This is a genomic window from bacterium (assembly GCA_024226335.1).
In the GTDB taxonomy this organism is placed as follows: domain Bacteria; phylum Myxococcota_A; class UBA9160; order SZUA-336; family SZUA-336; genus JAAELY01.
The window spans coordinates 1-12304 of the sequence record JAAELY010000241.1; the positions used below are offsets into that span (position 1 = coordinate 1).

At 64.4% G+C, this 12304-nt stretch carries 12 protein-coding genes and 1 tRNA gene; 7 read left to right on the forward strand and 6 right to left on the reverse strand.

The window, feature by feature from the left end; all coding sequences use genetic code 11:
• The coding region (locus tag GY725_12405; protein ID MCP4004988.1) for a hypothetical protein at nucleotides 1-141 on the forward strand (141 nt) is incomplete at its 5' end.
• Between the two features lie 40 nt (nucleotides 142-181).
• Here the strand turns inward: GY725_12405 and GY725_12410 are convergent.
• Together GY725_12410 and GY725_12415 are read right to left on the reverse strand one after the other, a co-directional pair.
• Nucleotides 182-601: a hypothetical protein gene (locus tag GY725_12410; GenBank protein MCP4004989.1), complete on the reverse strand. Its 420-nt coding sequence runs from the start codon at nucleotides 599-601 to the stop codon at nucleotides 182-184.
• Nucleotides 602-608: 7 nt separating this feature from the next.
• Nucleotides 609-2702 carry a transglycosylase SLT domain-containing protein gene (locus GY725_12415; GenBank protein MCP4004990.1) on the reverse strand — a complete coding sequence of 698 codons (2094 nt, stop codon included), beginning with the start codon at nucleotides 2700-2702 and terminating at the stop codon, nucleotides 609-611.
• Nucleotides 2703-2824: 122 nt separating this feature from the next.
• Between GY725_12415 and GY725_12420 the strand changes: the two genes are divergently transcribed.
• The 3 genes from GY725_12420 to tgt are packed head-to-tail and all read left to right on the forward strand — an operon-like array spanning nucleotide 2825 to nucleotide 6092.
• A complete protein-coding gene (locus GY725_12420) occupies nucleotides 2825-3976 on the forward strand; it encodes a family 10 glycosylhydrolase (GenBank protein ID MCP4004991.1) in 1152 nt (383 codons plus the stop codon).
• Entirely contained in the window at nucleotides 3976-4977 is a 1002-nt protein-coding gene (queA, locus tag GY725_12425) for a tRNA preQ1(34) S-adenosylmethionine ribosyltransferase-isomerase QueA (GenBank protein ID MCP4004992.1), read from the forward strand. Before GY725_12420 ends, queA begins: the two co-directional genes overlap by 1 nt.
• Nucleotides 4965-6092 (forward strand): tRNA guanosine(34) transglycosylase Tgt, encoded by a 1128-nt coding sequence (gene tgt / locus GY725_12430; GenBank protein MCP4004993.1) that lies wholly within the window; start codon nucleotides 4965-4967, stop codon nucleotides 6090-6092. The genes queA and tgt overlap by 13 nt, the downstream gene beginning before the upstream one ends.
• On the opposite strand, the gene GY725_12435 is transcribed toward tgt, so the two are convergent.
• From GY725_12435 to GY725_12445, 3 genes are read right to left on the reverse strand one after another with little or no spacing between them, the layout of a single operon-like run.
• Complete coding sequence (locus GY725_12435) at nucleotides 6080-7171, reverse strand: TIGR03857 family LLM class F420-dependent oxidoreductase (GenBank protein ID MCP4004994.1); 1092 nt, start codon at nucleotides 7169-7171, stop codon at nucleotides 6080-6082. The genes tgt and GY725_12435 overlap by 13 nt on opposite strands.
• 57 nt (nucleotides 7172-7228) lie before the next feature.
• Nucleotides 7229-8311, reverse strand: a complete 1083-nt coding sequence (locus tag GY725_12440) for a phosphotransferase (protein MCP4004995.1) — start codon at nucleotides 8309-8311, stop codon at nucleotides 7229-7231.
• Between the two features lie 22 nt (nucleotides 8312-8333).
• A complete protein-coding gene (locus tag GY725_12445; protein ID MCP4004996.1) occupies nucleotides 8334-9314 on the reverse strand; it encodes an ROK family protein in 981 nt (326 codons plus the stop codon).
• A gap of 230 nt (nucleotides 9315-9544) precedes the next feature.
• Here GY725_12445 and GY725_12450 point away from each other — a divergent pair, with 230 nt between their 5' ends.
• The gene (locus tag GY725_12450; GenBank protein ID MCP4004997.1) at nucleotides 9545-10015 is read left to right on the forward strand and encodes a hypothetical protein; all 471 of its coding nucleotides are present in this window, start codon (nucleotides 9545-9547) and stop codon (nucleotides 10013-10015) included.
• A 47-nt stretch (nucleotides 10016-10062) separates the two neighbouring features.
• On the opposite strand, the gene GY725_12455 is transcribed toward GY725_12450, so the two are convergent.
• Nucleotides 10063-10605 carry a hypothetical protein gene (locus GY725_12455; protein MCP4004998.1) on the reverse strand — a complete coding sequence of 181 codons (543 nt, stop codon included), beginning with the start codon at nucleotides 10603-10605 and terminating at the stop codon, nucleotides 10063-10065.
• 427 nt (nucleotides 10606-11032) lie between these two features.
• On the opposite strand from GY725_12455, the gene GY725_12460 reads away from it, so the two are divergent.
• Nucleotides 11033-11749, forward strand: coding sequence for a hypothetical protein (locus GY725_12460; protein MCP4004999.1), 717 nt, complete (start codon nucleotides 11033-11035; stop codon nucleotides 11747-11749).
• Between the two features lie 317 nt (nucleotides 11750-12066).
• Nucleotides 12067-12143, forward strand: a tRNA-Met gene (locus tag GY725_12465).
• Nucleotides 12144-12304: the final 161 nt, after the last annotated feature.

Sequence of the window (12304 nt, forward strand, 5' to 3'; positions counted from 1 at the left end):
AGGGCGAAGAAGAGCGCGAAGCTCCCCTCTCTGGACGACGATGAGGTCGAGCAGATCCCGGTCGAGTCCGAAAAGACCGACGAGATCAATCTGAACGAAGCCGACCCCGACGGAGTTCCGATCAGCAACGACGACGACTAGCCGAGAATTCTCTCCGCGATTCGGGGTCGGAAAATCCGGGTTAGAGCGCCGTCACACGGCGCAGGATGCGGCCGAACTGGGTGTGCAGGCCACGCTTGCGAATCGACTTCTCGCGCTGGATCTCTTTGAGCGTCGCCTGTTCTTCCATCGCGCGCCCGCGCTGTTGGCGCCAGGCGGTGTTGCGCTGCTGGAACTTCGCAAAGCCCTCGGCCTTGCCTCCCACATCGCTGGCCCCGTAGCGTTCGACCAGTCCCGTACCCTCCGGCACGTCTTCCACCTGGGACTTCGCGTAACCGAGTTGTGCCTCGTACGCCTGTTGCAGAGCTTCCAGGTCGGTATCGCTGATGGTCGCGTACCTGCGCTCTTTCAGATCCTGGTCGAGCGGCTCGTTGCGGACGTAGTTCAAGCCTCCCAGCATGGGAACGACCATGATCAGTACCACCAGGACACGAACAATCATGCGGGGTCTATCGGCTGACGGCGGAAGGTGGTTGAGCCGTCGTCTGTGTCCGCAACTGTCCCTTGCCGTAGAGCAGTTCGTAGATCCGGTAGGAGCGCAGTACGCGACGCAGATAGCGCCGGGTTTCGCCGTAGGGCACCGATTCCACGAAGGCATCGTTGGCCTGTCTTCCGTCGCGCGCGAGCCAGGCCGACACGATCTCGGGACCCGCGTTGTACGAGGCGATTGCGTGGGCGTGCGATCCCTTGAACTGAGTGACCAGAGACTTCAGATAGTAGGTACCGAAGCGGATGCTCGTCTTTGGCTCGAGTAGCCGCTCGGGCTCCCAGCCCGGCACTCCGAGGCGCGAAGCAATCCGGATGCCCGTGGGCGGGATGATCTGCATGAGCCCGAGCGCTCCGGCCGATGAAGAGACGCGAGGGCGATAGGTGCTCTCCTCGCGCATGATCGCGTAGACCAGCCAGGTGTCGAAATCGAACTCGGCAATCGCGGAGCGCACCGGGTCGGCGAAGGGCCGCGGCCAGGCCATCTGCCAGGCGTCGCGCCACTCCGGATCGATGCCCTGCGCCAGCGTTCCGCCAAAGCCGTTGATGATCATGCGCACGGCATCGGAGTGATTGCCCATGCCGTGCATCAGGCGCGCGGCGCTGATGCGCTCTTCGCGCGTCAGCTTGGAACCCGAACGCCAGCTGTAGAGTTCGAGTGCGCCCAGTTCTTCGAAACCGGCTTCGAGCAGCAGACGCGCGCGCCGCGCATGGCGGTTTTCGCTGTTGTTCTTGGAACTGCTGACAAAGGATTCGCCCACGCTCGGCGGCTCGCCCAGCCGGTCGGCCGCCATGATTCCGTAGTAGGACAGCGGGAGTTTCGCAGCCAGATTGCGCAAACCGGCTTCGCCCTGCTCTTTTTGCTCAGCGCCGATCTGCGCAACCGCGTGCCAGTATAGACCGCGTTGGACCTCGATATCCCAGATGGAACCGCGCGACAATCGCGCGAGTCTGGGCAGCGCCGACTTGTGCCGGTTGTGTTTGAGATCCTCCCAGGTCAAGCGCCAGCCGGCCAGGTTCGCGAGACCGGGTGCGGACTTCTGTTTTTCGACCCGCTTCATCAATTGGACGAAACGACTCGGATTGCGGGTGCGCTGCACGATTCCGGCCAGGTAGTTGGCTCGCGCGCGCACCGGCCCGGTGCTCTTTTTCGCAATCTTCTCGAACTCTCGAACCGCTTTGTCGTTCTTGCCGCCACGCGCATACGAACGCGCCACGCGGATCGCCGCGTCGAAATCCTTGGGATCCCTTTTGGCCAGCGCGCGATAGGCATCGGCCGCTTCGCCGTAGCGCCGTCGCGAGAAAAGACAGTGGGCTCGCCCGCGCTCGACGTCTTCTCGCGCCTCCTTCTCGAGGTCGTCGCGATTCAGCAGGTTCTCGTAGCTCTCGAGCGCCTGTTTACAGCGATGGCTTTCGCGCAGTCGATCCGCGCGCTCGAGCAGGGGCTGAATCGAGGGTGGCTCCGCACCGATGGCAGCGGTCAGCTCGGCGGCGCGCTCGTAGGCGTCGGGACTCACATCCGACAGCGTCCAATCGCTCCAGATCTGCCGGTACAGATGCAGAGCCAGGCCGGGCCTGGCGCGGGTCTCGAACGAACGCGCCAGATTCATGGCCAGGGAGGCCGCCTTTTCCGAATTGCGAGTCGCATCCCAGGCGGCGCGCTGCGCCTTGTACGCGTCGAGCACTTCGTCGCGGCCCAGGTAGATTCGCGCCATCTCCGCGTGCAGGATCGATGCGACCTCTGATGCGGGTTCCAGTTCGAGCCCGGCACGGGCGGCGCGGATCGCGGCGTCGAGTTGGCCGCGTTCGCGCAGAATCTGTGCGCGGATCAGCGCGAGGTGGTCATCTAGATCGAGCGCGGGCAAGGCATCGAGGCGCGACAGCGCCTGGTCGAGCCGGCCGGCATCCCAGTCGGCCCGTACCTGAGCCAGGGTGGGTACTTCGGGCAGTTCCTGTGGCGGAGTCTCGGCCGGACTGGCCAGAGGCAGGACGAGCAGGATCGCCAGTGCCGAAGACAGCACTCCACCCCCGTTCCGCCTTTCGCCGGACCGATTCATTGACCCCCCAGATCGGATTTGAGATTAGCGACTGCCCGGAACCTGCCGCAAACCCTGGGCCGCGATTAGACCGGCCAAACCGGGCGCCTCTGCTACGTTTCGCCACCGCGATGCGACTCCTGTTGGCTTTCTTTTCTCTTCTGGTCCTGACGGCTTGCTCAGGGCGCGATACGACCCCAGAGACGCCCCTGACGGCGCCTCGCCGGGCTCTATGGGTATTGGCCGAGGGCAGCCACCGGGTTCTAGAAGATGGCGCACGGATCGACGCTCTGGTCGACAACGCGGCTACGGCCGGCGTGAGCGATCTCTTTGTCCAGGTGCATCGCGCGGGGCGTAGCTGGTTTCCCTCGATCCACGCAGATGATTCACCGCATCGCGAGATCGTCGAAGAACTGGGTTTCGATCCGCTGGCTCGTCTGCTCGAGCGCGCCCACGCCAGAAACTTGAAAGTGCACGCCTGGTTCAACTGCCTTTCGCTGGCGGGCAACCAGAACGCTCCGCTGCTGAAGAAGCTGGGACGCGACGCGGTGCACGTGGACCGCGAGGGCCGCAGCCTGCTCGACTACCCCGGTCGGGACGTTCCCCAGCCCGACCGCAAGTACATCCAGCTGGGAACCCCGGGTCTCTGGCTCGATCCGGCCAGCCCCGGGGTGATCGAACACCTGGAGGCGACGCTCGACGATCTGATTCGCGTGGCGCCGAACCTGGACGGCCTGCACCTGGATTTCATCCGCCACCCGATGGCGCTGCCGATCGCGCCGGGCTCGCGATTCAACGGCCTGGACTTCGGCTACGGCGCGGCATCGAAGACGCGCTTCGAGAGCGAGAGCGGTCGCAAGTTTGCGCGCGGCGATCGCTGGGACGCGTTTCGTCGCGCGGCCGTCGGCGAACTGGTGCGGCGTCTGGATGAGCGCCTGCCGGAACACTGGGAGCACTCGGCTGCAGTCATCGCGTACGCCGACCGAGCCTACCTGAGCGCGATGCAGGACTGGAGGCACTGGCTCGAGCAGAACTGGCTCGACTTCGCCGTGGCGATGTCGTACACGCGCGACGATCGCCTCCTGCGCTACCAGGCCAATTCCCTGCCGGGCGGAGTGGGCGGCGAGCGCGTGTGGCTGGGCCTGGGGAGCTGGTTGTTCACCTCCCGACCGGAACGCCTGCGTACACAGATCAAAATCGCCGAAGCCGCATCCCCCGCCGGTGTCGCCCTGTTCTCCTACGATGCACTGGTCGACGAAAACGCGCTCGACGCCCTGCCCTGGACCGCTCCGTGATCGCTCGCGCCGATCTCGAGTACGAGCTTCCACCCGAGCGCATCGCGCAGGCGCCCGTCCAGCCGCGCGACGCCGCGCGCATGCTGTGCATGGCTCGCGACACCGGCCAGCTCCAGGAGCGGCGTTTCGGTGACCTGCCCGATCTGCTCGACGCGCGAGATCTTCTGGTGATCAACGACACGCGTGTGATTCCTGCGAAGCTGCGCGGTGTAAAGGCCAGCGGCGGACGCGCGGAGGCGCTGCTGATCGAGCGCCGGCCCGATGACAGTTGGATCGCGTTCGTGCGCTGCGGCGGTCGCCTGCGCGCGGGACTGGCGCTGCGTTTTGGCGAACTCGAAGCCCGCGTCGAGGCCGTGAGTGACGATGGCGTGTGCCGCCTGCGTTTTCCGGAAGCGCAGATCGGCGACGTGGATGCGCTACTGAACGAAATCGGAGAAGCGCCGCTGCCGCCCTACATCCGGCGCGACGAAGCGCTTTCGAGCGATCTCAACGACTACCAGAGCGTGTTCGCACGCACACCCGGAGCCGTGGCTGCCCCGACGGCCTCGCTGCACTTCAGCGAAGATCTGGCCGCCCGTCTGCGCACGGCCTCGGTCACCCTGCACGTCGGCCCCGGAACCTTCCGCCCGGTGCGCAGTGAACGACTCGAAGACCACACGCTGGAACCCGAGCGCTTCGAAGTGCCCGAAGCCACCGCGCAGGCGCTGCGCGAGACCCGTGCGGCCGGCGGTCGCGTGGTCGCGGTGGGCACGACAGTGGTACGCGCACTCGAATCCACAGGTGGCGAACCGGGCTCTGGACGCACGGGACTGTTCATCACTCCCGGCCACGAATTTCGCGCGGTCGATTCGCTGATCACCAACTTCCACCTGCCCGGTTCCACGCTACTGGCGCTGGTGATGGCCTTCGGCGGGGTAGACGCGGTGCGCGGAGCCTACGCGCACGCACTCGAGAAGAACTTCCGCTTCTACTCCTACGGCGACGCGATGTGGATCTCGTGAGGCCGGAGTTTCGCGCTCACGCTGTCTCGGGTCGCGCGCGCACGGGTGTATTGAGCACGCCGCACGGCGACATGAAGACTCCGGCGTTCTTTCCCGTGGGCACCTACGGCGCAGTGCGCGGGATTTCGCCCGATGAGTTGCGATCGGTGGGCGTACAGGGCGTGCTCGCCAATACCTACCACCTGCACCTGCGACCCGGCGACGAACGCGTGGCCGAACTCGGGGGCTTGCATCGCTTCATGGCCTGGTCGGGACCGATGCTGACGGATTCCGGTGGCTTCCAGATCCACTCCCTCGACCATCTGTGCCGCAAGAGCGAAAAGGGCGTGGAGTTTCGCGATCCGCGCGACGGCTCGCGTCACTTCCTTTCACCGGAACGCTGTATCGAGATCCAGCAGAACCTGGGTGCGGACCTGATCGTGGTGCTCGACGAGTTCGAGCCGATTGCCGCCGAAGCCGGTGATGCGGCGCGCACGAGTTCGCGCGACATGCTCGAGCGCACCCTGCGCTGGGCGGCGCGTTGCCGGGCGGTTCACGCGCGCGAGGATCAGCGTCTGTTCGGCATCGTCCAGGGCGGCGGCTTCGACGAGTTGCGCGCGGAGAGCGCCGAGCGCACGGCCGAACTCGGCTTCGACGCCTTCGCGATCGGCGGACTCGGCCTGGGCGAAGACCTCGCGCAGCGACTCGCGCTGACCGCGGCCGCACTGACGCGTCTGCCGAGCGAGTCGCCGCGCTACCTGATGGGCCTGGGACTCCCCGAAGACCTGATCGGCGGAGTCGAATTGGGCGTCGATCTTTTCGATTGCGTGATTCCCACGCGCCACGGACGCCACGGGTCGGTGTTCACGTCGCGTGGATCGCTCAACCTGCGCAACGCGCGCTTCAAAGACGATCCCGAACCGATCAGCACGGATTGTGGCTGTCCTGTGTGCACGCAGTACACGCGCGCGTACCTGCGCCACCTGGTGCACTCGGGCGAAGCGCTCGGGGCGCGCCTGCTCAGCTTGCACAATCTGGCGTTCTACATGGATCTGATGCAGCAGATGCGCGAGGCGATCGCAGCCGACCACTTCGCGAGCTGGGCGGAAGCCTGGCGCAAGAACTACCGAGCCTGAACGCTCGCGGCGGGGTTCGCGCACAGATGATCGAAGCGGCCTTCGGGTCGCCGCTGGCGATACGCGCTGACGATCGGCGCCAGTTCAGCCGGACTGGCTCCGTGCAGGATCACGCCGTCGGCGCCCAGAGCGAACTGCCCCTCGATCGCCTTCACGCACTGCTCCGGACTGCCGGTTGCCGCGGGCGCGAGCCATTCGTCGGGCAGGAGTTCGGCGACTCGCTCCAGGTCTTCGGTCGTGCCCTTCGCGTCGAGTGCCCCGCGGAAGCCGGCCACGAAAGGATCGGCGCGAAAGCGTTCGAGTACGGCGGGATCCCAGTTGTTCGTCTTGACCATCAGATCGCCGTACCCCTGTAGATAAGTCGCGAGCCGCCCCACGGTCTTCTTCAGGCGCAGTTCGTAGGGAAGATGATCTCCGATCGTCGCGAAGCACGACCAGACGCGCACCAGCGAGGGATCGCGACCGGCGCGCTCAGCGGCGTTCTTGACTGCGCGCACGCAGCGCTCGAGTGTCTCGTCGCTGAAGAAGGTGTGCAGCACGACCGCGTCGAATGCGCGCCCCCCCAGCGCCAGGGAATTGGGACCGAAGGCGGTGAAGGTCAGCGGGATCTGCTCGTCGAAATCGGGATCGAGCACCAGGACCGGAAATTTCCCGGCGGGTCCGTCGTGGCCCGCGACCACCTCGCCGCGCCATAGACGTCGCATCAATCCGACGAAGTCTTCGATCTCCGCGGTCTTGATGTGCGGAATACCAAAGGCGTCGAACATCGGTGCGATGCCGCGCCCCAGACCCAGGGAAAAGCGGCCGCCCGTGAGCCGGTGCATCGTGGTGGCCCAGGCGGCCGTCACGATCGGGTGACGGGTGTTGTGGTTGGTCGCGGCGGTCGCGATGCCGATTTTCGACGACACCGCCCCTGCGGCTCCCGATAGAGTCGCGGCTTCCTTGATGTTGAAGCGTTCGGAGATGAACGCGGAGCCGATGCCCATCTCTTCGGCCTGTTGCACTTCTTCGATCAGGTCGCGAGGGGACTTCGGCTGTCCCGCCAGGGTGTAGAAGCCCAGTTCATTCATCGTCTGCATCGATAGCACCCGCCCTTTTCAATCGGTTGAAGTCCATTCGAAGACCGCGACTGGAATCTACGCGTTCGGCAGGAACTCCGCCGAGTCCAGATCGAGTGCGTGTTGCAGATGGCGCTGGATCATCGCAATGAACATGCGATCGCCACGCGGATCCGCACCGCTCATCATCGCGCCCGCAACGGTGATCAGCACCCCGTGCAAAGCGTAGCGGCGGTACTGGTTCCAGGCTTCCTCGGCGGAGAGCGACACCCCGAAACCCTGAAGTTCCTGGCGGTACGCCTCGACCAGGGCGCGCTCGTGCTCGCGGCGCTGTTCGGTGAGCAGCCCGGCGCCCAGGAAGTACGACACGTCGGTCAGCGCACCGGAGCGCGCGGGACTGCCCCAGTCGACCACCGAGATCGGAACCCCGTCGGAGTCTCCGGCCAGCAGGACGTTCTCGAGCCGGTAGTCCACGTGCACCAGCGTGCGCGGTCCGTCGTAGCTCTGCGCCCAGGTCGAATAAGAGTTCACGAAGCGCTCCCCCAGTGCACTCTGCTCCGGGCTCATGTGTTCGCCGAAGCGCTCCAGAATGCCGGGCCACCAGTGCTGCGAGAGCATGATCTGCACGATCATCGATTCCTGTTCGATGCCCTGGGACACCCATTCGAGCTGGGCCACTTCGTCGCGATTCCACAGCGGTCCGTGCAGTTTCGCGACCTCGCGCAGCGCGAGTTCGGCGGTCTGAACGCTACAGCCCTCGATCTGATCCCCCGGCTCGGAAGGACTCATGTCCTCCATCAGGATGATGAAGTCGGTGTTGGTGGAATCGATCAGCGCGCAGTGACAGTGCGGGGTGCGGATCGGGAGTCGGCTGGCCAGTTCGCGGTAGAAACAGACTTCCTTCCAGTAGCTGCCGTTTCCTGCTGCGTTGGCGCGACTGGTCGGGTCGGTCGCGGGCAGTTTGGCCACGACGCTGCGCGGGGCGCTGTCGGGTGCTCCCTCGTACTCGAGCTCGAAGCGCACATTGTCGCCCATCTTGCCCGTGCCGATCTGTTTCCAGGGGGCACTGAGTACGCGGCCGTCAGGCAGAGCTCCGGACTGGTGCAGGGCTTCGGTCAGCCAGTTCGGGTCGATCTTGTGTGGATCCGAGATGAGTTTCAAGCGCAGGCCTCCCCGCGCGAGTCTACCTCAGCTCGATCGGTTCGATCGCGGCCACCGATAGCGCGGCGTAGGACGGCAGCCGCGGTCCCAGCTTGGCGGGCTCCAGGCGCACATCGCGTTGCACCTCCCAGATGCGCGGTTCGAGCGCCTGGTAGAGCTCGTCGATGAAGAGATCTGTGTTGTGCTGCACGATCGTGCCCAGCGCGATCACTTCGGGGTCCATGGCCATCATCACGATGGCCAGGCCCTGCGCCACGCAGTCGATGAACTCTTCTTTGAGAGCGAGCGCGTAGCGGTCGCCTTCGCGAATCGCCTCGACCCAGTGCCTGGCCTGGATGTCCTTCGGGTCACCGCCCGCGAAATCCAGGATATTGCTGCGTTCGCCGCACAGAAGATCTTCGCGCACGCGCTCGGCAATCGCCCAGCCACCGGCATAGGCCTCCAGGCAACCCATCAGCCCGCAACGGCATTTGCGTCCGTTCGGAACGATCGGCATATGGCCGATCTCGCCGGCGGCAAAGCGCCCGCCGCGGTGCAGATGACCGTCGATCACGAAACCGCCGCCGATGCCGGTGCTCATGGTCAAGAAGGCGAAGTTGCGCGTGCCCTGCCCCGCGCCGTAACGCCATTCCGCCAGGGCCGCCGCGTTCGCATCGTTTTCCAGGACAATCGGAATGTGGAAAGCTTCGTACAGGCGTTCGACGATCGGAACATCGTGCCAGCCGGGCAGATTCGGCGCATCGACGATGGTGCCCTTCTTGGGATTGAGGGGACCGGGCGCGCTGATGCCGACGCCCTGCAAATCGCTGGCTTCGATCCCACACCCGCGCAAGAGCACGCTTCCGTGCTCGATGATCAGATCCACGTCTTTGTCGCTATTGCCCGTGCTCCAGTCATCGAGACGCGATTCGGCGAGGATCTCGCCATCGGCTCGCCCCAATACGACGACCGTCTTCGAACCGCCTATGTCGATTCCGAGCAGCACTCTGTCTCGATCGGCCAAGGAAAATCTCCCATGCTCCCCGCCCTCGCCACCTGATCCGGGCGAAGCCTTTTTCGGGGGCAGAGCATCTGGGCTTCAGATTGCCACTTTGTGAGCCGTTGGTCCCGTCGGTGGGAATGGCGCTGCGGAAGAAAGAGAGGCATCTATTGACAGATATGGAAGCAGAAAGACCGACGCAGCCGCTGGCGCCGCTAGAAAAATACGCGCTAGCGACAACAAGGCCGCGCGTCTTGGGGCATCGCTTCGCAGTCCTGCCCGCCCTGCTCGCCATCGCGGGCCTGCTGGCCAGTGGTTGCGGCACCCTGAACCCGGATTATCTCCTGGCGGGAAAGCGCAAAGAGGTCATCCGCGAAAGTGCGGAGGCCTATGTGCTGGATCTGCGCTGGGGTCGTTTGACGGAGGCCGGGGCGCGGGTGGTTCCGGAACTGCGCCCGGCGTTCATGGAGCTGTTTAAGGATTCGAAGCGTCCGTTCCACTTCACGTCAGTCGAAGTCGTGAGCGTGGATCTCGCCGAAGCCGAGCGCAGTCGCGCGGAGGTGAAGGTCAGCTACGAGCTATTCCGACCGCCCGCGATCCAGGAGCGGCGCATGCACGAGATCCAGAAATGGGCCTACGACCGGGAAACGGGCGCATGGATGATCACGCCCGATCTGAAAGCGTTCAGCAAAATCGATAGCGGAGTTTCTTCCGGCGGCCAGTAGACCTGTAGGCCTGTAGACCTGTAGACCAGTAGGCGCGAGCGCAGTTCTTACCGGCGGTTGATGTGCCGGTCTTCGATGTAGACAAGGTCGTTGTCGCCCTGGCGTATCACGGTGTGCTCGGTGTTGACGCCACTGCGATTGACGATGAAGTCGCCGTTGGCATCCTTGTACTGTCGACGCTCTACGAAGATGGGACCGTCATTCGTATCGATATCGAGTCGAACCCCATCGCCCATTTCGATGTTCACGCGGGGCTCGCTGTCCGAACGGTCCGTGTCTTCGGGCATCGGACGATTGACTGTGGACCAGTCGATACCCTGATCGCCGGTCGAGGCCAGTTCGTCGCCAAACAGATTCTTGCCAGAGACGGTCGACGCGCCCTTCTCCACGATCGTCGCGCGATCGTAATCGATGAGCCCTCGTTCCTCGTGGCGCTCTGCGCTCTCGCGGTACTTGCTCGGCACCCGACGCAGGCTGTCGGTGTACGACATGACGCCTTCATCGGTTTCGAATTCGTAGTAGTAGTCGGCTGCAGCGGCACCCGGTACCGACAACAACAAAGCGATAGCAACGGCCCTTAGCGACTTCATGATTCCCCCAAAAGTGGAACTTCTTCATGGTGAGAGTGGCTTCCACGCCCCCGAAGGTGTCACTGTGCGCACTCACGAACTCGCAGCTAAACGCTTATACCACGCCGACTTATCAGCAATTTGCGAACCCGCCCAATGCGCGAGCCCGGGCCTGGAAGCAACGCCCGAGCCGCGCAGACGCTTCGCGCAAGACGCGTGGTCCGGCGTCGAGTTGGAAGGACTCCTGCCGCCGGTCCGCGTATCGCCGAGCAACGAGACAGCGTCGCAGATTCGCAAAAGAAAATTTCAATTCGCGATAACGTGAGCGCGCACGCGGCACATAGCATCCGCCTACACGCGCTCGAGCACGCAGTTCGAGTTTCGCGCGCATGAAGAGCGTCACCAAGCGGCGAAGACAGGCCACACGCCCCATACAGGGGGTTACGAAATGAACAAAAATATCTATATCGGCATAGGCTTCGGCCTCGTGCTCGGAACCGCTGCTGCATTCAGCGGCCTCAACGAGCGCAATGACCACGGAAGCAGCGCAACCAGGACACGCGCGGCAACTGCCATACCTGCTTCCAGTTCGCGAACCGAAACAGCTCCGGCGATCGCCGCCGTGGCACCGGCCGCCAACGCCCAGATCCAGAGCGAAGAGCCCGCGGGAATCGTCGGACTCGGCAAGATTCACGCAACTACCGGCGAGAACGCCGCGCTGAGTTTCGAAGTCGGCCCCGACCTGCTGGCCTTCGCAGATACAGACAGCGCACTGATTCCGGTGTTGCGCATCGACACGACCGGCAACGGCGAGATCGACACGCGCATCCGTGGAAGCCTCGAAGGCAACCAGGCCGTCATCGACGCACCTGATCTGGGAGACCTGCCGCTGGCCGAAGCGCTCTGGCAGATCGGCATGTTGCACGACGGGCGCTACGTAGCGGCCGTTTCCTCCGAAGACGCCCAGATCGAAGGCGTGCTTCCGGACGGCGAGTTCTCGGCCCTGGTCGCCGAGCTCGACACCACCGGAGACATCGGCCCGAAGTCCGAGTTCAGCACCGCGCCCCAGCCCGAAAAGCCGGGCATCGCGCGCCGCATGGTGACTGCACCCGTCCGAGCCGTAAAAGCGGCCGGCCGCGGCCTGCGCCGGCTCCTGCCTTTTTAGATCCATCGATCGACCAGTCTACGACGGGCCCATGGTCCGGATAGGCCTATAGGTCGGGATGTGATCGAGCTGGCTGGCCCCCGACTGTGGGTGGGGCCAGCCAGCTATCTGATCCTTCGCCGGGATTCTGGATTCTGGAGCCTGGATCTGGATTCTGGAACACCGGTTTCGGGATTCAGCTCCGTTTCCCGTTTTACCTGCGCAGATGAGCGTTTCGAGCTCTCCGCCAGTCCCGATTCAGCGGGCGCAATTCGCCCTGGAACCGGTTCAGATTTGACAGCGACGGGTCTGCCCAATACAGTCCGCCACCGTCTTGTTGCGGGGTGGAGCAGTCCGGTAGCTCGTCGGGCTCATAACCCGAAGGTCAAGGGTTCGAATCCCTTCCCCGCTACCAATGTAAGCCCCCGGAATCGCTGAGATTTCGGGGGCTTTTTCTATTCTGGCTGCCGGTTCATTTAGCGATTCGGGGTGCCTCTTGGGGTCGATCGAGGCTCGGAACACTCCATTGGGTTCCTTCCGTTGGCCGGTCACCGTGCGCACCACCTGAGCGCGCGA

Bases quoted from the DNA above. Each gene is read 5' to 3' on its own strand.
- GY725_12455 (MCP4004998.1), bottom strand. From the start codon at position 10,605: ATGAAGTCGCTAAGGGCCGTTGCTATCGCTTTGTTGTTGTCGGTACCG.
- GY725_12435 (MCP4004994.1), bottom strand. From the start codon at position 7,171: ATGCAGACGATGAATGAACTGGGCTTCTACACCCTGGCGGGACAGCCG.
- GY725_12460 (MCP4004999.1), top strand. From the start codon at position 11,033: ATGAACAAAAATATCTATATCGGCATAGGCTTCGGCCTCGTGCTCGGA.
- GY725_12410 (MCP4004989.1), bottom strand. From the start codon at position 601: ATGATTGTTCGTGTCCTGGTGGTACTGATCATGGTCGTTCCCATGCTG.
- GY725_12415 (MCP4004990.1), bottom strand. From the start codon at position 2,702: ATGAATCGGTCCGGCGAAAGGCGGAACGGGGGTGGAGTGCTGTCTTCG.